Raw genomic sequence first — 21640 nt, forward strand, 5'->3', positions numbered from 1 at the left:
CTCACCCCCGGGTCGTGCCCGAGGAGGAGCGCACCGCGCACTCGGCGTCGGGCAGTTCCGAGGGCGGTACCGGACGGGCGAACAGGAAGCCCTGCGCCGCGTCGCAGCTGGCGGCGAGCAGGGCGCTGAGCTGGTCGTCCTCCTCCACGCCCTCGGCCACCACGCCGAGGGAGAAGCTGTGGGCGGCGCTGATCAGCAGCCGCACCAGGTCGCCGTGGCCGGCCTCGGGGGAGGACACGAAGCTGCGGTCGATCTTCAGCACGTCCACGGGCAGCCGGGAGAGCTGACCGATCGAGGTGTAGCCGGTGCCGAAGTCGTCGATGGCGACCCGGACGCCGATCTCGCGCAGCGACCGGAGGTGTTCCAGCGCCTGCGGTTCGTCGACGAGGACGGTCTCGGTGATCTCGATCGTCAACCGGTTCGGGTGGATCCCGCTGCTGCTCAGGGCGTCCGCGACGTCGTCGAGCAGGTGCGCCTGGGCCAGGTGGCGCCCGGAGATGTTGACCGCGACGTCGAGCCCGGCGCGGTGCCCGCCCTCGGCGTCCCAGCGCACCAGCTGCCGGGTGGCCTCGGCCAGCGCCCAGCGACCGAGGTCGCACACGAGCGAGGACGCCTCGGCGACGGGGATGAACGCGTCGGGCGGGACGAGGCCGTGCCCGGGGCGCTGCCAGCGGACGAGGGCCTCGACGCTCTTGGTCCGGCCCGTGGCGAGGTCCAGGACCGGCTGGTAGTAGAGGACGAGTTCGCCGGTCTCGAGACCGGTCCGCAACGCCTTCTCGAGTTCCGCGCGGGCCGAGATCTCGATCCGCAGCTCGTCGTCGAAGACCTCGACGACCCCGCGACCCGCGTTCTTGGCCCGGTAGGCCGCGGCGTCGGCGTCGCGCAGCAGGAGGGTGGCGTCCAGCGCACCCGCCACGCCGACGGCGACCCCGACGCTGGCCCCGACCCGGACGTGCTGGGCCTGCGGCAGTCCCTTCAGCGCGACGGGGGCGCTGACGGCCCGGATGAGGCGTTCGCCGAGGTCGACGAGGCCCTTCTCGTCCTCGACCCCCTCGACGAGGACGACGAACTCGTCGCCCCCGAGGCGGCACACGACGTCGCCGCCGCGGACGGTCTCGTGCATCCGCTGCGCGACGGTGCGCAGCAGTTCGTCGCCGGCGGCGTGACCGAAGCTGTCGTTGACGGCCTTGAAGTGGTCGAGGTCGACGAAGAGCAGCCCGACGCGACCGTGCGAGCGCGCCGCGCGGTGCAGGGCGCGTTCGGTGAGGACGAGGGTCTGGGCGCGGTTGGGCAGTTCGGTGAGGGCGTCGTGCGCGGCCCGGTGGGCGAGGTCGGCCTCCAGCTGTTCGCGCTCGTGGAAGGCGGCGAGGACCTGGGTCACCGAGGCGTGCACGAACTCCCCCAGCGGACCGGGGACGGGGGTGCGCACGACCTCGCAGTCGAGGTCCCCGGCGGCGATCGCGGCGGCCTGGGCGCGGACCCGGCGCAGGCTGTCGACGGCCGCGGCCAGGCCCTGGGCGACGACGCGGACCTCCGCGGGACCGGCCTCCACGACGTCGACGAGCTCGCCGGCGGCGACCGCCCGGGACTGCTCGGCGAGGTGACGCAGCGGGCCCGCGATGGCGCGGCGGACGAGCAGCGTCCCGGCCAGCGTCACCGCGGTCACCGACCCGCAGAGCAGGAGCAGCTGGTGGTACTGGCGGGTGGCGTCGGTGGACTGCTCCTGGGCCAGGGCGACGACGACGTCCGCGACCCGGGTCAGGACCGCCCGCAGGTCCGCGCTGCGGGTGGCGGACGCGCTCGCGAGGGTCACCACGTCGGTCATCGTGGGGGAGGTCCCGGTGACGGCGACGGCCGTGAGGAGCGCGTCGACCTCGCGGGCCGCCTCGGAACCGGCCGCCGTGGTCCAGGCCCGCACCAGGGCGGGGTCGTCGCTGGTCTCGCGCACGTCCTCCGCGGCCTGCTGGTAGGCGCCCCAGACGCGGACGAAGTCGGTGCGTTCGACCGTGCTGGTCCGGGCGATGGCGCCGAGGTAGAGGGAGATCTCGTCGCTGGCGAGCGCCGCGGCGCGTGAGACCCGCTGCAGCCTCAGCAGGGCCGTGGCGACGTCGCCCTCCAGCCCGAGGGCGCGGGCGTCGTGCAGGTGCTGGTCGACCTCGTCGCCGAGGGTCGAGAGGAGGGTCTCGTAGAGCGGGAACCCGGTGGCGACGTCGTCGGCGGTCGTGGTGCGGGCGGTGCGGAGGGCGAGCGCGGTCTCGCGGGCCTGCGCCCCGGTGGCGGGCAGGGCGAGGGCAGCGGCGAGGGCGGTGTCGGTGGCGGTCGTGCTCGTCGTCCGGTCGAGGACCGGCCCGCTGCGGTCGTCGAGCAGCGCGGCCTGGGTCGGGGTGATCCCGAAGGTGGCGAGGACGTGGGGCTGGGACAGGGCCGCCTCCCCCAGGACGGGGAGGACCTCCTGGGCCACGGCGCTGCGGACCGCGTCGAGGGCGATGGCCGCCCGGACCTCCGAGAGCGCGGTCTCGGCGTCCCGGGCCCGGGTGAGCCGGTCGTCGATGGCGACGCCACCGACGGTGCTGAGGCCGACGACGGGCACGAGGACCAGGGTGAGCAGCATCGCCTGCAGCGATCGGCGCCGCCGCGGGCCCTGGGTGCCCTGGGTGCCGTGCGACGGCGTGCGGGGCGTCGGCCGCGGGCTCGGAGGGGTCACGTCCGGCGTCTCGACCCGGCCGCCGACCGACCTGAGGATCGGCGGCCGAAACCACCCGGATGCTGCGTCCTGCCTAGAACCGCAACGGATCCGGGTTCTAGAAGGTCAGGGCTTGAGGAGGACCTTCAGCGCTCCGGTGCGCGCCGCGAGGACGTCGAGGGCCGCCTGGGCGTCGGCGATGTCGAACTCGTGGGTGATCAGCGGTGTGGGGTCCAGGACACCGGTGGAGAACGCCCGGACGGCGTAGGCCCAGGCCCGGGTCGGGGCCCCGAAGACGGTCAGGACGTGGACGTTGCGCGACACCAGTTCCAGCGCGGACAGGTCGTCGGCGTCGGTGGCGGGGATGCCCGTCAGGACGACGCGACCGCCGCGGCGGGCCAGGCGGACGGCCGTGCGCGCGATGCCGGGGACACCGGCGGCCTCGATGACGGCGTCGAAGGTGGCGTCCAGCGTGGTGGCGTCACCGGTGTAGTGCGCGGCCCCGCAGGTCGCGGCGAGCTCGCGGCGCTCGTCGTTGTGGTGGACCACGGTGACCTCGCAGCCCGCGCCCTTGAGCAGCTGCACGCACAGCAGCCCCAGGGTGCCGGCGCCGATGACCGCCACCTTCGAGCCGACGGTGACGTCGGCGAGCAGGACGGCCTCGGCCACGCAGGCGGCGGGTTCGATGCCGGCGGCGGCGCGCAGGTCGGCGCCCTCGTTCAGCAGGTGCAGGTAGCGCGCGGGCAGCGTGAGCCACGTGGCCCACCCGCCGGAGAGGGTGAACCCGGTCTCCTCGTAGTCCTGCGGCCAGCCGTCGGTGTCGCCGGCGACGGAGGCCGGGGTGCCCTCGGCGGTGCGGATGCCCTGACCCACGACCCCGCGCCCGACGATCCCGTCGGGGACGCCCTCGCCCACGGCCACGACGGTGCCGGACCACTCGTGACCGGGGACGACGGGGTAGCGCACGAACTCCGCGGGCCGGGTGCCGGCGAAGACCTCGCGGTCGGAGCCGCAGATGCCGCAGTAGGCGACCTGGACGAGGGCCTCGCCCGGGCCGGGGTCCGGGACGGTCACGTCGTCGAGGAGTTCGAGGGTCCCGGGTTCGGTGATCCGGACCGCCCGGCCGGTGCGCTGCGTCATGGGGGCAAGGTATCCGTCCCGCGTGCCGGGTCGGATCGTTGGCCCAGCGGTGTCACGGGGTCGGATCGTTGGCGCCAACGATCACGCTCGACGACACCGTGGAGGCAACGATCCCCCTCGCCCACCCGCAGCGGCAGAGATCAGACGGAGGGGTGGCCCTCGGCGCGTTCGATGACGTCGCTCAGCGCGGTCACGAGGCTCTGCGCCTCCGGCAGCGAGAGCTGCGCGATGTCGCCGATGAAGACGCGCGGGCCGAAGCGGCGCAGGACGGTCTGGCCGTTCTCGGCGTAGGCGAGGTCGGTGGACTCCAGGCGCACGGGGCAGGGGCGTTCGGCGCCCTCGTCACCCTCGAGGGGGACCGTCTGGGCCTGGTAGCTGTGCAGCCAGCCACCCTCGACCTCGAGCCCGCGCGACGCCCAGGGCGGGGCGTCCCAGCGGATGACCTGGATCGAGTCGTCGGCCACCTGGGCCGCGCTGTCCCCGGTGGGGGTGCGCTGGTCGTCCATCGACGCTCCACGGTTGAGTAGTAGGTGCTGAAGGTGATCCCAAGAAGGAGCAGACCGTGATCGTGCAATCGCAGAGCGTTGCTAGGTCAGCCTGCCAGACTCTTCACGATTCCGCCGCGTGTTCGTGACAACACTCTCAGTTGATCTCGGTCACCGGAACCGCCGCCGTGGAGGTGACGACGCGTTCCCGAGGTTGCCTCGGGGTTCGTCCCGGCGGCACCATCGGAGCGTGCTCCCGCGCCTGGTCGTCCTCGACCCCTTCTGGCCGGGCCGACGTCCGTACGTGTTCGACGGGTGGTGTCGGCGCTCCTGAGAGCGCCCGCACCCCATCCGAGCGAACCGAAGGACCCCCCGTGACCAGCGACAACGTTCCCGCCGTCGACCCGTCGACCTGGAGCTTCGAGACCCTCCAGGTCCACGCCGGGCAGACCCCCGACCCCACCACCGGGGCCCGCGCGCTGCCGATCTACCAGACGACCAGCTACGCCTTCCGCGACACCGACCACGCCGCCGCGCTGTTCGGGCTCACCGAGGCCGGCAACATCTACACGCGGATCATGAACCCGACCCAGGACACCGTCGAGCAGCGCATCGCCGCCCTCGAGGGCGGGATCGGCGCGCTGCTCGTCGCCTCCGGGCAGGCCGCGGAGACCCTCGCGATCCTCAACATCGCCTCCGCCGGCGACCACCTCGTCGCCAGCCCCCGCCTCTACGGCGGCACGCAGAACCTCTTCCACCACACGCTGCCCAAGATGGGCATCACGGTGAGCTTCGTGGAGGATCCCGACGACGCGGCCTCGTGGGCCGCGGCCGTGCGACCGGAGACCAAGCTGTTCTACGGCGAGACCATCTCCAACCCCGCCGGTGACGTCCTCGACCTCGAGGTCGTCGCGGGGGTCGCGCACGAGCACGGCGTCCCGCTGATCGTGGACAACACCATCGCCACGCCCTACCTGATCCGGCCCTTCGAGCACGGCGTCGACATCGTGGTCCACTCCGCGACGAAGTACCTCGGCGGGCACGGGACGTCCGTCGCGGGCGCCGTCGTGGACTCCGGGAACTTCGACTGGGCCGCCTCCGGCCGCTTCCCCGGCCTCACTACCCCCGACCCCAGCTACCACGGGGTCGTCTTCACCGACGCCGTCGGGAAGGCCGCCTACCTCACCAAGCTGCGGGTGCAGCTGCTGCGCGACCTCGGCCCGGCCGTCGCGCCGTTCAACGCCTTCCTCATCGCCCAGGGGCTGGAGACGCTGTCGCTGCGGGTCGAGCGCCACGTCGAGAACGCCCTCGCGGTGGCGCAGTTCCTCGAGGCCCGCGACGACGTCCTCTCGGTGAACTACGCCGCGCTGGCGTCCTCGCCCTGGCACGCCCAGCAGCTCAAGTACGCGCCCAAGGGGTCCGGGGCCGTGCTCGCCTTCGAGATCGCCGGCGGCCTCCCCGCCGGGAAGGCGTTCGTCGACGCCCTCGTCCTGCACAGCCACGTCGCCAACATCGGCGACGTGCGCTCCCTCGTCATCCACCCCGCCTCCACCACCCACTCCCAGCTCACCCCCGAGGCCCAGCTCGCCGCGGGGGTCACCCCCGGCCTGGTCCGCCTCGCGGTCGGGATCGAGAAGATCGACGACATCCTCGCGGACCTCCGCGTCGGGTTCTCCGCCGCTGCCGCCACCACGTCCCGGACCGCCTGACGCCCGCGCGTCAGGGACACTGGGACCGATCAGGGGGTCGAGCGGGAGTGGTGGTCGTCGACGTGGTGGGTACGCAGGAACTCGTCCAAGAGGTGCCGGAGCAGGCGTCGCGGGCGCTGTCGTCGAAGGGGCCCCCGGCCTCGGGGGCGTGGCGCGAGGGCGACTTCGCCGGCCACCGGCGCTTCGCCGACGTCGGGGACCTGCCGCTGCAGCTCGGCGGTGTCCTGCCGCAGGTCCGGCTCGCCTACGAGACGTGGGGCACGCTGAACGCCGACGCCTCCAACGCCGTCCTCGTCGAGCACGCCCTCACCGGTGACGCCCACGTCACCGGTGAGGCCGGGCCCGGCCACCCCACCGCCGGCTGGTGGTCGACGCTCGTCGGGCCCGGCAAGGCCCTCGACACCGAGCGGTACTTCGTCGTCGCGGCCAACGTCGTCGGCGGCTGCCAGGGCTCGACCGGCCCCTCCTCCGCCCGCCCCGGCACCGACCGGGCGTGGGGTTCGGCCTTCCCGCGGATCACCGTCGCCGACCAGGTCGCGGCCGAGGCCCGCCTGGCCGACGTCCTCGACATCGCCCGCTTCGTCGCCGTCCTGGGCGGCTCCATGGGAGGCATGCGCTCGCTGGAATGGGCTGCGGCGCAACCGGACCGCGTGGGGTCCGCGCTCGTCCTCGCGACCACGGCCGCCTCCGGGGCCGACCAGATCGGCGCCCAGAGCGCCCAGCTCGCGGCGATCCTCGGCGACCCGGGCTGGCGCGGCGGCGACTACCACGGCGCCCCGGACGGGCACGGTCCGCACGTCGGCCTCGGCCTCGCCCGCCGCCTCGCGCACCTGACCTACCGCAGCGCCGCCGAGCTCGACAGCCGCTTCGGCCGCTCCGCGCAGTTCGGCGAGGACCCGCTCGCGCCCCGCGAACCCGGCCGCTACGCCGTGCAGAGCTACCTCGACCACCACGCCGAGAAGCTCGTGCGACGCTTCGACGCCGGCTCCTACGTCGCCCTCACCGACGCCATGAACACCTGGGACGTCGGCCTCGGGCGCGGCGGGACCGAGCAGGCGCTCGCCGCCGTCACCGTGCCGCTGGTCGTCGTGGCCGTCGACTCCGACCGGCTCTACCCCGTCGAGGACTCGCGCCGGATCGTCGCCGTGGCCCCCGCCGCCGTCGGTGGGCTGCGGGTGGTGACGTCGGTCTCCGGGCACGACGGGTTCCTGCTCGAGTCCGACCAGATCGCGCCGCTCGTCCTCGAGACGCTGGCCCTCGGCACCCGCTGACCGGTGATCCCGCCGGTGGTCCCAGCGAGATCACCGGTCGGGTCAGGCGGTGGGGACCTGCGCCCCGTCGCGGACGTCGGTGGTGGTGTGGGTCGGGTCCATCGAGCGTTCGTCGAAGGGGATCTCCCCGGCCAGGACCCGCGTCGCGCGGGCGTGGTCGATCTGGTGGGTCCAGGTGCCGATGACGACGGTGCCCACCGAGTTGCCGATGAAGTTCGTCACCGCGCGGGCCTCGGACATGAACCGGTCGATCCCCACGATGAGCCCGACCCCGTCCAGCAGCGCGGGTTTGTGCGAGGCGAGGCCACCGGCCAGCGTGGCGAGGCCGGCGCCGGAGACCCCGGCGGCGCCCTTGGAGGCGATGACCATGAACACCAGCAGCGAGACCTGCTCGCCCACCGACATCGGCTGGCCGAGGGAGTTGGCGATGAACAACGAGGCCATCGTCAGGTAGATCGCGGTGCCGTCCAGGTTGAAGGAGTAGCCCGTCGGGACGGTGATGCCGACGGTCGGCTTGGAGACCCCGAGGTGCTCCATCTTCGCGATGAGCCGGGGCAGCGCCGTCTCGGAGCTCGAGGTCGAGACGATGAGCAGGAGTTCCCGGGCGACGTAGCGCAGCAGCTTGAAGATCGACATCTTCGCGACGATGCGCAGCATCAGGCCCAGGACGATGAACACGAACAGCGCGCAGGTGACGTAGAAGCCGACCATCACCGTCAGGAGCGCCTTCAGCGCGTCCACGCCGGTCTCCCCGACGACGGCCGCGATCGCGCCGAACGCCCCGATGGGGGCGACCCACATGATCATCGACAGGACCTTGAACACGACCTTCTGGATCGTCTGGACCCCGCGCAGCGCGACCTGACCGGGTTCCCCGAGCGCCTGGATCGCGAAACCGACGAGCAGGGCGACGAACAGGGCCTGCAGCACCGACCCCGCGGTCAGCGCCGAGAACAACGTCGTCGGGATGATGCTCAGCAGGAACCCGGAGGTCCCCTGCGTCTCGGACTTCGGCACGAGGCCGGGCCCGGCCTTCCTCAGGTCGTCGGTGAGCTGCAGGTCGGTGACCGGCAGCAGGTTCCCCACGACGAGGCCGATGACGAGGGCGAAGCCGCTCATCACCAGGAAGTAGAGCAGCGCCGTCCCGCCGACCTTCCCGACGGACGCGGCCTGGCGGACGGAACCCACCCCGAGGACGATCGTGCAGAAGATGATCGGCCCGATCATCATCTTCACCAGGGCGACGAACCCCGTCCCGAGCGGCTTCAGCTCCTTGCCGACGTCGGGGAAGATCAGACCGACGGCGATGCCGAGGGCGACGGCGACGATCACCGCGATGTAGAGGAAGTGCGTGCGGTCACGCTTGACCGTCTGGTTCTGAGCGCCAGTGCTCATGGGACCCTCTCGGTGACGTTCGGATGCTGGAGGTGATCGTGGTCACACCGACCCCGTCACGTCCCGCTTCCGGTCGTTTCGTTCACGAACGCGGGCACCGGCCGGGGCACTGGACCCTCGCCTCGCGCGTCCTCGTCCTGCAGCTGCTCGTCGTGCTCGTCGTCGTCCTCGGCGCGACGGCCGCCCTGGGCTGGCAGCTGCGCAGCGACACCCGCCGCGACGCCACCACCGAGGTCACCGACGTCGCCGCCGCCGTCGCGCAGTCGCCCGACGTGCAGGCCGGGCTCGAGGACCCCGCGACCGCGGACCGCGCCGGGATCCGGCGTCACGTCGAGGCCGTCCGGACGGCCACCGGCGTCGACTTCATCACCGTCATGGACCGCGACGCGATCCGCTGGACCCACCCCGACCCCAGCCAGATCGGCAGACCGTTCCTCGGCCACAGCGCCTCCGCCCTGGCCGGCGGGGAGGTCGTCGAGACCTACACCGGCACCCTCGGCCCCTCGGTGCGCACCGTGCTGCCCGTCCGCGCTCAGGGCGGGGCCGTCGTCGGCGCGGTCGCCGTCGGGGTGACGACCCGCTCGGTCACCGCCGACCTGCTCGACCGGCTGCCCGTCCTGCTGCTCGCCCTCGCCCTCGCCCTCGGGCTCTCGTTCGCGGGCAGCTGGGCGCTCTCGCGCTGGGTCCGCCGTCGCACCCACGGTCTCGAACCCACCGACCTGACCCGCCTCTGGGAGGTCAACGACGCCGTCCTGCACTCGCTGCGCGAAGGCCTCGTCGTCCTCGACCCCGCCGGGCGGGTCCAGGTCGTCAACGACGAGGCCCGCCGGCTGCTGCCCACCGCCCCCGACGGGGAGCTGGAGATCCCGCCCGCCGTGCAGCGCCTCCTCGACGCCGACGAGGACGTCGTCGACGACCTGCAGGTCAGCGACGACCGCGTCCTCGTCGTGAACCGGCTCGACGCCCGCTGGGAGGGCCGCCGCGTCGGCACCGTCGTGACCCTGCGCGACCACACCGAGCTGCAGGCCCTGACCCGCGACCTCGACGCCGTCCGCGGTCTCGCCGACGCGCTGCGCTCCCAGGCCCACGAGGCCGCGAACCGGCTGCACGTCGTCGTCACCCTCGTCGAGCAGGGCCAGCCCGAACGCGCCGTCGCCTTCGCCACCTCCGAGCTCGCCGCGGCCCAGCAGCTCACCGACCTCGTCGTCGCCGACGTCGCCGACCCGGCCGTCGCCGCACTGCTCATCGGCAAGTCCGCCCAGGCCGCCGAACGCGGCGTCGAGCTCGAGGTCGAACCCGACACGGCGCTCGCCGACGGACTGCTGCCCGCGCGCGACCTGGTCACCGTCGTCGGGAACCTCGTCGACAACGCCGTCGAGGCCGCGCTGGACGGGGTGGGACCCCGCTGGGTGCGGGTCCGGATCACCGGGGGCGGGGGAGCCGTCGAGGTCCGGGTGACGGACTCGGGGGAGGGCCTGCCGCCCGGCTGGCTGGAGCGGGCGATGCGCCGCGGCTGGTCGCGCAAGGAGAACCGGCTGGCCCCCGAGGGCACCCACGGGCTCGGGCTGGCCCTCGTCGGGCAGGTCGTGCGCCGCCACGGCGGGACGATCGCCGTCGAGGAACCCGTGACCCTCGACGACGGCGGCGGGACGATCGTGGTGCGACTCCCGTGCGGGGTGGCGTGCGGGGTGGCGTGCGGGGTGGTGACGTGATCCGGGTCCTCGTCGTCGAGGACGACCCGGTGCTCGCCGCCGGGCACGCCGAGAAGGTCTCGGCGATCCCGGGGTTCGTCGTCGTCGCCGCCGTGCACTCCGGGCGGGAGGCGCTCGCGGCCGTCGGCGCCGCCGGTGCGGACACCCCGATCGACCTGGTGCTGCTGGACATGACGTTGCCGGACGTCGACGGGCTGCAGGTGCTGCGCGCGTTGCGGGCCGCCGCCGTCCCCGCCGACGTCATCGCCGTGACGGCCGTCCGCGAACCCGCGACCGTGCGGGCGTCGTTGTCGATGGGGGTCGTGCAGTACCTGCTGAAACCCTTCTCGGCCGCCGCGCTGGAGGAACGACTCCTCGCCTACGCGCGGTTCCGGGCCGACGTCGTCGCCGCCTCGGGGGAGCACGGCATCGACCAGCAGGCCATCGACGAGGCGCTCTCGCAGTTGCGCACCGCCGCCGGCCCCGCCCGCGGGATCGCCGCGCCGACGTTGCTGGCCGTCGTGGCGGCGCTACGGGAAGCACCTGCGGCGCAAGGGTTGTCAGCGACCGAGGTGGCCGCGGTGACGGGGTTGTCGCGGGTCAGCGCGCGACGCTACCTGGAGCACCTGTCCGGTGCGGGCCGGGTGCGGCGCGAACCCCGCTACGGCGGATCCGGTCGCCCCGAACTCGCCTACCTGCCGACGTCCGCCCTCTGAGGACCCGTCCCTCGACGACGGGTGGGAGGCCCGCTCCCCTAAGGTGCGGAGCGTGGCAGCAGCGGAGCGGATCACCGACAGGCTCGTGGGACACGGCGAAGGCCCGTGCTGGTCGCCGACGTGGGGAGGGTTGCGGTTCGTCGACCTCTACGAGGGCGACATCGTCACCCTCGACGCGTCCGGGGCGACCAGCCGGAAGCACTACGGCGACGTGGTGGCGATCACCCGGCCGCGGGTCGGCGGGGGAGCCGTCGTCGCCGTGGAGCGCGGGATCGTCCTCGAGGCGCCCGACGGCTCGCTGGAGCGGCTGCCGGAGCTGTGGGGCCCACGGGTCCGGCTGCGGATGAACGAGGGCGGCTGCGACCCCGACGGCCGCTTCTACGCGGGGAACATGGCCTACGACCAGGCCGACGGCAAGGGAACCGGGCGCGGGGCGGTCTTCCGCCTCGACGTCGACGGCACCACCTCGATCGTCGTCGAGGAGGTCACGATCTCCAACGGCCTCGGCTGGAGCCCCGACGGGACGCTGGCCTACTACAACGACACCCCGACCGGTCGCACCGACGTCTTCGACTACACCCGCGACGGCGGCCTCACGAACCGCCGCCCCTTCGCCCAGGTCAACGACGAGTCGGGCCGCAACCGGCCCGACGGGCTGACCGTCGACGCCGAGGGTGGGGTCTGGACGGCCCTCTTCGGGGGTTCCGCGGTCCGCCGCTACGCCCCGGACGGCACGCTGGACACCGTCGTCGAGGTCGGTGCCCGGCAGGTCACGGCCTGCACCTTCGGCGGCGAGGACTACAGCGAGCTGTTCATCACGACGTCGCGCGAAGGCCTCGCGGACGACGACGACCCCCAGGCCGGGAGCATCTTCCGCTTCGTGCCCGGGGTGAAGGGCCTGCCGGCGCTGCCCTACGCGGGCTGAGCGCAGGCGCTGCGCACGACGCGGACCAGGGACTCGGCGACGAGGAGGTCGCCGGTCCAGGTCGCGGCGACGCAGTCCCCCGGGCGCAGTCCGGACAGGCCCAGGTGGTCGACGTGCTCCCGGTCCAGGCAGACGTCGTGCCCGGCGGTGCGCAGGCAGACCTCGGTCCGGGCGGCGCGGGTGACCGTGCCGGGGGCGGTGCTCGGCGTCGGCTGACGCAGCAGCACGGCCAGGGCGAGCGCCAGCAGCGCGGCCGTCACCACGACGGGCAGCGCGCGGCGGAGGGTCACACCCCCGTCGTCGGCCGTCCGCGTCGGGCCCTTGAGTCGTGATCCCGCCGGAACCCCCAGCAGGACCAGGGGTCAGGGCGTGGTCTCGCGGACGGGGGGTTCGGGGGCGGGGGAGCCGCCGTCGGTGCGCCCGGCGGCCTCGTCGCGCAGTCGCTGCGCGAACTCCTCGGCCATCATCAGCCGCTCGCGGAGCTTCTCGACGCGGGCGTCGGCGGCGGCGCGGAAGGTGTCGAGGCGTTCGAACAGCGTGTCGCGCGGGGTCTCGGAGGGGAGCCGGCCGTCGAGGGCGTCGAGGACCTGCAGCAGTTCACGCATCTCGTCGAGGGAGAAGTCCAGCGGCTTCATCCGCTTGAGGACGAGGAGGCGGTAGACGTCCATCTCGGTGTAGAGCCGGAACCCGCCGGGGGTGCGCTGGGTCGGGGTGACCAGACCCATCTCGTCGTAGTAGCGGATGGTGCGGAAGCTGTAGCCGACCCGTTCGACGACCTCGCCGATCTGCATGAGTTCGGGCATCGAGATCTCCTTGATCGACGGACGGGCGTCGCCGGGACGACAGTCGATCGTAACGGCCAGGTCGCCCCCGTTCTGCCCGTCCGCGGGATGGTTCCCCCGGAGGCAGGTACCGACGCGCGGGGCCCGGGGTGTTCCGCACGGGACGTTTGGTGGTTAACCTGCACACTGTGACGCGACTGACTACGCTGGGTGACGATCGTGACTGAGGGTCGCACAGCCCGCCGCACCCTGCTGCTGGCCCTGACCGCTGCGGTCCCGCTGATCGCGGTGGGCGGCCCGGCCCTGGCCGACCCGGTCTACCCCAGTCAGAGCGACGTCGACGCCGCGAAGGCCGCCGCCGACGCCACGGCCGCGCAGGTCGACTCGTTGCAGGCGCAGCTGAACAGCCAGCAGGACCAGCTCGACGCCGCGCAGACCTCGCTGTCCGTCGCGACCGAGGACTACGACGAGGCCCGCGCGCTGCTCGAGCAGCGCACGAGCGAGGCCGCCGCCGCCGCGCAGGCCGCCGCCGACGCCGCGCAGGCCTACGAGAAGGCCCGGATCGCCGTCGGCCAGCTCGCCTCCCAGACCTACCGCGGGTCCTCCGGGGACTACTCCTCGTTCACGTCCGTCCTCGCCTCCGGCTCCATCACCGACTACGTCGACGGCAAGGCCACCCTCGACCACCTCGCCGGCGGCCGCGCCGACGTCCAGGCCGAGGCCGCCGCCGCGAAGACCCTCGCCGAGAGCACCGCAGCCCGGGCCGCCGAGGCCAAGCAGGCCCAGCAGGACGCCACCGACGCCACCGCCAAGGCCCAGAAGGCCGCGCAGAAGGCCGCCGACGCCGCCGACGCGGTGGTCGCGGGCACCCAGGCCAAGACCGACGCCCTCGTCGCCCAGCTCGCGCAGCTGCAGCAGACCACCGTCGCGCTCGAGCAGCAGCGCCAGGCCGGCCTCGAGGCCGAACGCCAGGCCGCGGCGGCCGCCGCCGCGCAGGCCGCGGCCGCCGCGCAGGCCGCCGCCGCAGCCCGGGCCGCCTCCGCCCCGTCCGTGCGCAGTTCGTCGTCTCCGGGCGGGTCCGCGGGCAGCGCCCCGGTGCGCCGCGCCGCCGGACCCACGGCGGGCGCGAACACCGCCGTCGGTTGGGCGCTGGCGCAGCTCGGCAAGCCCTACCTGTGGGCCGGTGACGGCCCCGACTCCTTCGACTGCTCCGGGCTGACGATGCGCGCCTGGCAGGCCGCCGGGGTCGGGCTGCCGCACTCCTCGCGCATCCAGTACAGCGGCGAGGCCAAGGTCGACCTCTCCGACCTCGAAGCCGGCGACCTCGTCTTCTACGCCACCGACACCGCCAACCCCGGCACGATCCACCACGTCGGCATGGTCATCGCGCCCGGGACGATGGTCGAGGCCCCGCACACCGGCGCCAACGTGCGGACCTCCTCGATCTACCGCTCCGGGCTCATGCCCTACGGCACCCGCCCCGCCTGACCTCCGCGTCCCCCCCGGGCCGCGAACGCGAGAGGGATCGTTGCCTCCCCGAGGTCGCAGGACGACATCGGGGAGGCAACGATCCCTCAGCGGAACCGGGCCGAAGCCTCAGTGCTTGGCGGCGCCGGCCTCGTAGGACGTGCCCTTGGCGCGCTCGTACGACGCCGCGATCTCCTTCTCGGCCTCCGCGCGACCGGCCCAGTTCGCGCCCTCGACGCTCTTGCCGGGCTCGAGGTCCTTGTAGGTCTCGAAGAAGTGCTGGATCTCCAGGCGGTCGAACTCGGAGATGTCCTCCAGGTCCTGGATCTTCTCCCAGCGCGGGTCGCCCGCGGGGACGGCGAGGATCTTGTCGTCGCCGCCGGCCTCGTCGCGCATGTGGAACATGCCGATCGCGCGCGAGGAGATGAGGCAACCGGGGAACGTCGGCTCCTCGAGGATGACGAGGACGTCCAGCGGGTCCCCGTCCTCGCCCAGCGTGCCCTCGATGAACCCGTAGTCGTGCGGGTAGCGCGTCGAGGTGAACAGCATGCGGTCCAGGCGGATGCGCCCGGTCTCGTGGTCGACCTCGTACTTGTTGCGCTGACCCTTCGGGATCTCGATGGTCGCGTCGAACTCGACTGGGGTGCTCACGTGGCTCCTCTCGTCGGGGCCCGGGGACCCCGTCTGGTCTTCGCCCGACCGGAGGGTCTGCTCCGCCGGGGGTGCGCGCTAGTGTCGCGCAGACCGGCGGTCGCGGACGAACTCGGGGTGGCACCCCGGTGACGGACCGCTGCGCCACCCAGGACGAGGAACGGGAGTACCGGACGCGTGCGCAAGGCCGCCACCGCCGCCGTGACGGCCGCCACGGTGCTCGTGCTGGCCGGTGGCTACGCCGGGCTCGACGCCGGCGGGGTCGTCCCCGGTCCGCTGACCACGACTCCCGCCCCCACCGCGCCGGCCCTGCCGACCGCTCCGGCCGCCACCCGTCCGGCCCAGGACCCGCAGGCCGTCCTGCCCGCGCTGGACCCCGACGCCCCCCGCCCGGACCCCGCCGTCCTCGGTGGTGACCTCGCCCCGTTCCTCGGCGACCCCGCGCTCGGGGCCGAGGTGTCCGCCAGCGTCCGGGACGCCCTCACCGGCGACGACCTGCTCTCCGACGGCGTCGACGTACCCCGCACCCCCGCCTCGGTGACGAAGGTCCTCACCGCCGTCGCCGCCCTGCGCGCCCTCGGACCCACCTCCCGGGCGGCCACCACCGTCGTCGACGGAGCGACCCCCGACGAGGTCGTCCTGCTCGCCGGGGGCGACGTCCTGCTCGGCGCGGGCGCGGGGAACCCCGACGCCGTCGACGGGCACGCCGGCCTCGACGACCTCGCCGCCGCCACCGCGACGAAGCTGCTCGCCGCGGGCCGCACCGCCGTCGCCGTCCGCCTCGACGACTCCGCCTTCTCCGGTCCCACCACGTCACCCGGGTGGGGCAGCGGCGACGTCGCCGCCGGGTTCGTCGCGCCCATCGCCCCGCTCGCCGTCGACGAGGGCCGCCTCGCCGCGGGGGAGACGGCCCCCCGCGACCCCGACCCGGCGCTCGCCGCGGCCCGCACCTTCGCCGCCGCCCTCGCTGCGCACGGTGTCCAGGTCCTCGACCCGGGCGGCGGTGTCGTCCGCGCCTCGGCCGTGCCCGGCGCGGCGACGATCGCGAGCGTGCGCTCGGCCACCACGGCCGAGCAGGTCGAGTTCATGCTCACGACCAGCGACAACACCCTCGCCGAGGTCCTCGCCCGTCGCGTCGCCCTGGCCACGGACCGGCAGGGGACCTTCGACGACGCCTCCCGCGCCGTCGTCGACCAGATCGCCGCGCTGGGCCTCGACGTCAGCGGCACCGCGTTGCAGGGCGGCAGCGGCCTGGGCCGCGACACCCGCATCCCAGCCCGCGTCGTGACCGACGTGCTGGTCCTCGTCGCCGCCGGGAAGCACCCCGAACTCGGTTCCGTCGCAGCGGGTCTGCCCGTCGCAGGCGTGAGCGGGACGCTGCTCGACCGCTACGACCAACCCGACTCGGCCGCCGCCGCGGGAGTCGTCCGGGCCAAGACCGGCACGCTCACCGGGGTCAGCAGCCTCGCCGGCTACGTCCGCGACACCGACGGCCGGCTGCTGGCCTTCGCCGTGATGTCGGACAGCGTGGCGCCGGGCGGTTCGGCCTCCGCGCGCCGCGCCCAGGACCGCTTCGCCACGGCGCTCCTCGCCTGCGGCTGCCGGTAGCGACGAGGTCTCATCACGGACGTCTGATCACGGACGTCGTAGCCGCCGCGTACGGTGCGTGCATGCGTGCACGGGCGGACTCCGGAACCGACGGAGCAGAGGGCGGCGGGAGCCCGGGAGGTCCCGGGGAGGACGAGCCCGGTGGACGTGCCGTCGTCGACCTGGTCGACTTCGACCTCGCGGCCCAGGTCGCGGCCCGGCTCGTCCGTCCCGGCCCCAGGCTCGGCCGGGACGAGATCGACGACGTCGTCGCCGAACTGCGGCTCGCGGCCGCCGAGGCCGCCGGACCGGTCGCGCGGACCGCGCACCTGACCTCCCCCGAACCGATGCCGCCCGCGCTCGTCGTCGACCGCGCCTCGTGGGCCCGCGCCAACGTCGACGCCTTCCGCTCGCTGCTCGGGCCCGTGGTCGTCCCCGTCCGGCCGGGAGGTGGGCGGCCCGCCGCCGCCGTCGACCGCGCCGCCACCGCCGTCGGACGACGCACCACGGGCGCCGAGCTCGGCAGCCTGCTGTCCTTCCTCTCCAGCCGGGTGCTGGGCCAGTTCGACGTCTTCGCCGGCATCGAGGACGAGCAGCCCGGCCGGCTGCTGCTCGTCGCCCCGAACGTCGTCCAGGTCGAACGCGACCTGCAGGTCGACCCCCACGACTTCCGCCGCTGGGTCTGCCTGCACGAGGAGGCGCACCGGCTGCAGTTCGGCGCGCACCCCTGGCTGCGCCGCTGGGTCACCACCGAGGCCCGCGAGCTCTCCGCCGACCTCCTCGCCCAGCCGCGGGACATGGGGGAGCGGCTCAGCGGCGTCCTGCAGTCCCTGCCCGACGTCCTGCGCGGCACGGGCGAAGGCAGCGGCATCGGCCTCGCCGACCTGCTCCAGACCCCCGGCCAGCGCGAACGGGTCGCCCGCCTCGTCGCCGTCATGTCGCTGCTCGAAGGGCACGCCGACGTCGTGATGGACGACGTCGGCCCGCAGGTCGTGCCCTCCGTCGCCCAGATCCGGTCCCGGTTCACCAAGCGCCGCAAGGGCGGCGGGTCCTTCGACCAGGTCGTGCGCCGGATGCTCGGCCTGGACGCGAAGTCCCGCCAGTACGCCGACGGCGCGAAGTTCGTCCGCGGCGTCGTCGCGCGCGTCGGCTGGGACGGGCTGAACGTCGTCTGGACCGGCCCCGAGCACCTCCCGCTGCCCGCCGAGATCGGCGAGCCCGCCGCGTGGGTCACGCGGGTGCACGGCTGAGCGGGCCCCCTCCCGCGGTCGCGGCGGTGCGGGTCGCCGTGCGCCGGGACCTGCGCGCGGTGCCCGCCGGGCTGGTGCTGGTCGCCTGCTCGGGGGGCGCCGACTCGCTCGCGCTCGCCGCGGCCACGGCCTTCGAGGCGCGCTCCGCCGGGCTCGTCACCGTCGACCACGGGTTGCACCCGGTCTCGGCCGCGGTGGCGCGCGACGTCCAGGCGCAGGGACGTCGCCTCGGGCTGGACCCCGTCGTCGGCGTCCGGGTCGACGTCGCAGCGGCGGGTGGCCCCGAGGCCGCGGCCCGGACCGCGCGCTACGACGCCCTCACCCGCACCGCCGACGAGCTCGGAGCCGTCGCCATCCTCCTCGCCCACACCCTCGACGACCAGGCCGAGACCGTCCTGCTCGGCCTCGCCCGCGGCTCCGGGACCCGCAGCCTCGCCGGGATGCCCGCCGTTCGGGGGATCTTCCGCCGGCCGTTGCTCGGGCTCACCCGCGCCCTCGTGCGCCGGGCCTGCCACGACGAGGGCCTCCAACCGTGGGAGGACCCGGCCAACACCGACCCCGCCTTCACCCGTTCCCGGGTGCGCCACGACGTCCTCCCCGTCCTCGAGGACCGGCTCGGGCCGGGCGTCGCCCAGGCCCTGGCCCGGACCGCCCGCGCGGCCCGGGACGACGCGGACGCCCTCGACGCCCTCGCCGCCGACTCCTCGCCGTTCACCGGGGGGTCCGCCGCCGTCACCGACCTGGTCGGGGCCCTGCCCGCCTTGCGTCGCCGCTGGTTGCGCACCGCGGCGCTCGCGGTCGGCTGCCCGGCGGGCGCCCTCACCGCCGCGCACGTCGACGCCCTCGAGGCGCTGCTCCTGGACTGGCACGGGCAGGGGGCCGTCCACCTGCCGGGTGGTGCGAGCGGTGTCCGCGCGTGTGGCAGGCTCGTGCTCACCCCCCACCGCTGAACAACCACAGGAGATCCGCGTGGACGCCGCGACCGCCGGGACCGACCTCGAGCACGTGCTCCTGACCAAGGAGCAGGTGGCCACGAGGGTCACCGAGCTCGCCGCCGAACTCGACCGGGACTACGCCGACAAGGACGTCCTGCTCGTCGGCGTCCTCAAGGGCGCCGTCATGGTCATGGCCGACCTGTCGCGCGCCATGAACGTCCCGCTGTCGATGGACTTCATGGCCGTCAGCTCCTACGGCTCCGGCACCAAGAGCTCCGGCGTCGTGCGGATCCTCAAGGACCTCGACACCGACATCTCCGGCCGCCACGTCCTCGTCGTCGAGGACATCATCGACTCCGGTCTGACGTTGTCCTGGCTGCTGGCGAACCTGTCCTCGCGCGGCCCCGCCTCGGTGAAGGTGTGCGCCCTGCTGCGCAAGCCCGACGCCGCCAAGGTCGAGGTCGACGTCGCCTACGTGGGCTACGACATCCCCAACGAGTTCGTCGTCGGCTACGGCCTCGACTTCGCGGACAAGTACCGCAACCTCGACTGCGTCGCGACACTGGCGCCGCACGTCTACAGCTAGTTCCCATCGCTATGGTGATAGCGCTATCGCCATAGCGATGGGTTGCCGGTGTGGACCTGTCGAACCCGCTCCGGACGATCGCTCCCACGGTCGACGCGGACGTCCTGCGGGCCCTCGCCCTGACGCACCGCCCGCTGAGCGGCGCTGTCGTCGCCCGGGTGGCGGGCCGTTCCTACGCACGGACCCGGTCCTGCCTGCACCGCCTGGTCGAGCACGGTCTCGTGTCCGCGGAGGACGCCGGGTCGGCGGTCCAGTACCGGCTCAACCGGGCTCACGTCCTCGCGGGCCCCGTCCTGGCCGCGCTGAACGAGCCCGGCGCGGTCGAAGAGTGGCTGGTCGAGCAGGTGCAGGGGTGGAGCCCGCCGCCCGCTGCGGTCGTCCTCTTCGGGTCCTGGGCCCGCGGGGAGGCCGGGCCCGCGAGCGACCTGGACCTCCTGCTCCTGCGCGAGGACGCGGTCGATCCCGACGAGGGAGCTTGGGGTGAGCAGGTGCACCACCTGGGGGAGGGGCTCGAAGCCCTCACCGGCAACCCCGTGCAGTTCCTGCAGGTCAGCCGTTCGCAGCTGGCGGAGGCCGTGGACCAGGGGCAGGCCCTCATCGCGAGCCTGCGGGTCGACGGGCGTGTCCTGCTCGGGCCCGGCCTGCGAGAGCTGCTCGGCACCGGGACGCGCGCGTGAGCGGCCGGGTGACGCGGACCGCGGCGTGCACGGCGGCGGACGCCCGGACCCGGCTGCGGCAGGCCCGGCTCTACCTGGAGGCGGCCGAACTCGTGCAGGTCGAGGAGCTCGCTGAAGCGGCGACGGTCGCCACCGGCGACGCTGTGCTCGCGACCATCGCCGCTGCCGACGCCATCTGCTGCTTCGCCGCCGGCGTCCGCTCGCGGGGCCAGGACCACCGGCAGGCCATCGGCCTGCTGCAGGAGGTCACGGGGGACGCGGCCCTGGCAAAGGCTCTGCGCGAGGTGCTGGACCTCAAAGTCCAGCGCAGGGCGCTGGCTCCAGCCGGCCACTACGGGCTGCGCAACGTCTCGTCGACCAACTGCACCGCGGCGCTGCGGCGGGCCCGGACGCTCGTCGACGCTGCGGGCACGCTCGTGCGTTGATCGGGTGCGCACGTCGTGAGGGTCGGTCCCACACCGCCGTGTCGAGCGCCCACCACCTCCGTCTGCACCGTGGAGCCGAATGCCTGCAGCGGGCCACGACAGGTCACGCAGGTGCGTCGGACTCATCGGTGACCTCCACCTGATCCCGGCCGGGATCCGTATCCAGGTTCGCGTCGTCCAGGCAGGCCTCGACCGCGGCGACCCCCGGTGACCCGGTGGGGAGCTTCGTCCGTCCGCTCGGCGACACTGGTGCGGACCGATCGATCCTGGGGAGGTTTCCGTGGAACCCGTCGACGACACCCGTGCGGCCGGTGGTGAGGCGAGCGAGCTGGTGGTCTACGGCGCCGGGTGGTGCCCGGACGTGCGGCGCAGTCGGACGCTGCTGGAGGTGGAGGGCGTGGCCCACCGCTACGTGGACGTCGAGGCCGACGCGGCCGCGACGGAGCTGGTCCGGCGGTTGCAGGACGGGGCGCGGCGCATCCCGACCATCGTCTGGCCGGACGGCTCCTACCTGGTCGAGCCCAGCGACGACGAGCTGCGCGCCCGGTTGAGGTAGCGACCCGCTCAGCGCCAGCGGAAGCGGTCGAGCGCACGACCGATCGCGGGGGACCGTTCGAGCAGGGACAGCAGACCGATCCCGACGGCGCCGCCGACGGCGTTGGACAGCAGGTCGTTGACGTCGGCGACGTGCCCGCCGGCCAGCGTGTGAGCGGTGACGTACTGGGTCACCTCGATGGCCAGGCTGACGGCGATCGCGGCGGCCAGCGTCCGCCGCCACGACGGCCGGGCGAGCACCAGGGACACCATCACCCCGACGGGGATGAAGATCACGACGTTCTGCACCGCGTCGGAGACCTCGTACCCCACCACCGGTACGAGGTTCAGGAACGCGGAGAGCGGGACGTCGCCGGTGGGCTTGTCCAGGAAGACGGGGAAGACCGTGTTCGCGGTCACGCCGGCGACGTACACGCAGAGCGCTGCCGCGAGGACCGTCCGTGGGACCGAGAGCCGGTGACGCCGCCGCAGCGACCACAGCAGGGCCAGGAAGACCGCGGCCGCGATCGGGACCACCACCGGGAGGACGGGTACCTGGCGAAACACGCGGTGCTGCTCCTGGTGCGGGCGCCGCCGGGGCCTGCCGGCGGGAGGGGTGGTCCTTCGTGATCATCGCAGACCGGGCGCCGGAGTTCGCCCACAGCGGATCGGCGGGTGCAGTGCGGAACAGCCCGGCGCTCCCGCCCGTTCGACCAGCGAAGGACCTGCGC

The 21640-nt window shown here is 74.0% G+C and carries 21 protein-coding genes; 13 read left to right on the forward strand and 8 right to left on the reverse strand.

Going from position 1 to position 21640, the window contains the following annotated elements; genetic code table 11:
• Position 1: 1 nt before the first annotated feature.
• From OG218_RS17230 to OG218_RS17240, 3 genes are all read right to left on the reverse strand, one after another.
• Complete coding sequence (locus OG218_RS17230) at positions 2-2704, reverse strand: putative bifunctional diguanylate cyclase/phosphodiesterase (RefSeq protein ID WP_328294459.1); 2703 nt, start codon at positions 2702-2704, stop codon at positions 2-4.
• A 105-nt stretch (positions 2705-2809) separates the two neighbouring features.
• Positions 2810-3823, reverse strand: a complete 1014-nt coding sequence (locus OG218_RS17235) for a zinc-dependent alcohol dehydrogenase (protein WP_328294460.1) — start codon at positions 3821-3823, stop codon at positions 2810-2812.
• Positions 3824-3963: 140 nt separating this feature from the next.
• The gene (locus OG218_RS17240) at positions 3964-4329 is read right to left on the reverse strand and encodes a hypothetical protein (protein WP_328294461.1); all 366 of its coding nucleotides are present in this window, start codon (positions 4327-4329) and stop codon (positions 3964-3966) included.
• Between the two features lie 353 nt (positions 4330-4682).
• Here OG218_RS17240 and OG218_RS17245 point away from each other — a divergent pair, with 353 nt between their 5' ends.
• Both OG218_RS17245 and metX read left to right on the forward strand, forming a co-directional pair.
• Complete coding sequence (locus OG218_RS17245; protein ID WP_328294462.1) at positions 4683-6017, forward strand: bifunctional o-acetylhomoserine/o-acetylserine sulfhydrylase; 1335 nt, start codon at positions 4683-4685, stop codon at positions 6015-6017.
• Positions 6018-6109: 92 nt separating this feature from the next.
• Positions 6110-7288, forward strand: a complete 1179-nt coding sequence (gene metX, locus OG218_RS17250) for a homoserine O-acetyltransferase MetX (protein WP_442906520.1) — start codon at positions 6110-6112, stop codon at positions 7286-7288.
• Between the two features lie 42 nt (positions 7289-7330).
• On the opposite strand, the gene OG218_RS17255 is transcribed toward metX, so the two are convergent.
• On the reverse strand, positions 7331-8683 hold the full coding sequence (locus OG218_RS17255; RefSeq protein ID WP_328294464.1) for a cation:dicarboxylate symporter family transporter: 1353 nt from the start codon (positions 8681-8683) through the stop codon (positions 7331-7333).
• 38 nt (positions 8684-8721) lie between these two features.
• On the opposite strand from OG218_RS17255, the gene OG218_RS17260 reads away from it, so the two are divergent.
• Genes OG218_RS17260 through OG218_RS17270 form a run of 3 tightly spaced genes read left to right on the forward strand, consistent with a single transcriptional unit; the run spans position 8722 to position 12015 of the window.
• On the forward strand, positions 8722-10395 hold the full coding sequence (locus OG218_RS17260) for a sensor histidine kinase (protein ID WP_328294465.1): 1674 nt from the start codon (positions 8722-8724) through the stop codon (positions 10393-10395).
• Positions 10392-11090, forward strand: coding sequence for a response regulator (locus tag OG218_RS17265; RefSeq protein WP_328294466.1), 699 nt, complete (start codon positions 10392-10394; stop codon positions 11088-11090). Before OG218_RS17260 ends, OG218_RS17265 begins: the two co-directional genes overlap by 4 nt.
• Positions 11091-11142: 52 nt before the next feature.
• Positions 11143-12015 carry an SMP-30/gluconolactonase/LRE family protein gene (locus OG218_RS17270; protein ID WP_328294467.1) on the forward strand — a complete coding sequence of 291 codons (873 nt, stop codon included), beginning with the start codon at positions 11143-11145 and terminating at the stop codon, positions 12013-12015.
• On the opposite strand, the gene OG218_RS17275 is transcribed toward OG218_RS17270, so the two are convergent.
• Entirely contained in the window at positions 12003-12305 is a 303-nt protein-coding gene (locus OG218_RS17275; protein ID WP_328294468.1) for a hypothetical protein, read from the reverse strand. The two genes, OG218_RS17270 and OG218_RS17275, sit on opposite strands and share 13 nt — an antisense overlap.
• Positions 12306-12377: 72 nt before the next feature.
• Complete coding sequence (locus OG218_RS17280; protein ID WP_328294469.1) at positions 12378-12818, reverse strand: MerR family transcriptional regulator; 441 nt, start codon at positions 12816-12818, stop codon at positions 12378-12380.
• 189 nt (positions 12819-13007) lie between these two features.
• On the opposite strand from OG218_RS17280, the gene OG218_RS17285 reads away from it, so the two are divergent.
• Entirely contained in the window at positions 13008-14285 is a 1278-nt protein-coding gene (locus OG218_RS17285) for a C40 family peptidase (protein ID WP_328294470.1), read from the forward strand.
• Between the two features lie 108 nt (positions 14286-14393).
• On the opposite strand, the gene OG218_RS17290 is transcribed toward OG218_RS17285, so the two are convergent.
• Positions 14394-14915, reverse strand: coding sequence for an inorganic diphosphatase (locus tag OG218_RS17290; protein WP_328294471.1), 522 nt, complete (start codon positions 14913-14915; stop codon positions 14394-14396).
• A 177-nt stretch (positions 14916-15092) separates the two neighbouring features.
• On the opposite strand from OG218_RS17290, the gene dacB reads away from it, so the two are divergent.
• The 7 genes from dacB to OG218_RS17325 all read left to right on the forward strand — a co-directional run bounded on the left by dacB (position 15093) and on the right by OG218_RS17325 (position 20931).
• Positions 15093-16523 (forward strand): D-alanyl-D-alanine carboxypeptidase/D-alanyl-D-alanine endopeptidase, encoded by a 1431-nt coding sequence (gene dacB, locus OG218_RS17295; protein WP_328294472.1) that lies wholly within the window; start codon positions 15093-15095, stop codon positions 16521-16523.
• A 62-nt stretch (positions 16524-16585) separates the two neighbouring features.
• On the forward strand, positions 16586-17752 hold the full coding sequence (locus OG218_RS17300; RefSeq protein ID WP_328294473.1) for a zinc-dependent metalloprotease: 1167 nt from the start codon (positions 16586-16588) through the stop codon (positions 17750-17752).
• A complete protein-coding gene (gene tilS, locus OG218_RS17305; protein WP_442906521.1) occupies positions 17749-18702 on the forward strand; it encodes a tRNA lysidine(34) synthetase TilS in 954 nt (317 codons plus the stop codon). Before OG218_RS17300 ends, tilS begins: the two co-directional genes overlap by 4 nt.
• Before the next feature lie 19 nt (positions 18703-18721).
• Complete coding sequence (gene hpt / locus OG218_RS17310) at positions 18722-19273, forward strand: hypoxanthine phosphoribosyltransferase (protein WP_328294475.1); 552 nt, start codon at positions 18722-18724, stop codon at positions 19271-19273.
• 50 nt (positions 19274-19323) lie between these two features.
• Positions 19324-19950, forward strand: a complete 627-nt coding sequence (locus OG218_RS17315) for a nucleotidyltransferase domain-containing protein (protein WP_328294476.1) — start codon at positions 19324-19326, stop codon at positions 19948-19950.
• A complete protein-coding gene (locus OG218_RS17320) occupies positions 19947-20375 on the forward strand; it encodes a hypothetical protein (RefSeq protein WP_328294477.1) in 429 nt (142 codons plus the stop codon). Before OG218_RS17315 ends, OG218_RS17320 begins: the two co-directional genes overlap by 4 nt.
• A gap of 280 nt (positions 20376-20655) precedes the next feature.
• Positions 20656-20931 carry a glutaredoxin domain-containing protein gene (locus OG218_RS17325; RefSeq protein ID WP_328294478.1) on the forward strand — a complete coding sequence of 92 codons (276 nt, stop codon included), beginning with the start codon at positions 20656-20658 and terminating at the stop codon, positions 20929-20931.
• 8 nt (positions 20932-20939) lie between these two features.
• On the opposite strand, the gene OG218_RS17330 is transcribed toward OG218_RS17325, so the two are convergent.
• A complete protein-coding gene (locus OG218_RS17330; protein WP_328294479.1) occupies positions 20940-21476 on the reverse strand; it encodes a VanZ family protein in 537 nt (178 codons plus the stop codon).
• Positions 21477-21640 lie beyond the last annotated feature (164 nt).

Origin of the sequence: Kineococcus sp. NBC_00420, assembly GCF_036021035.1 — a bacterium.
Lineage (GTDB): Bacteria > Actinomycetota > Actinomycetes > Actinomycetales > Kineococcaceae > Kineococcus.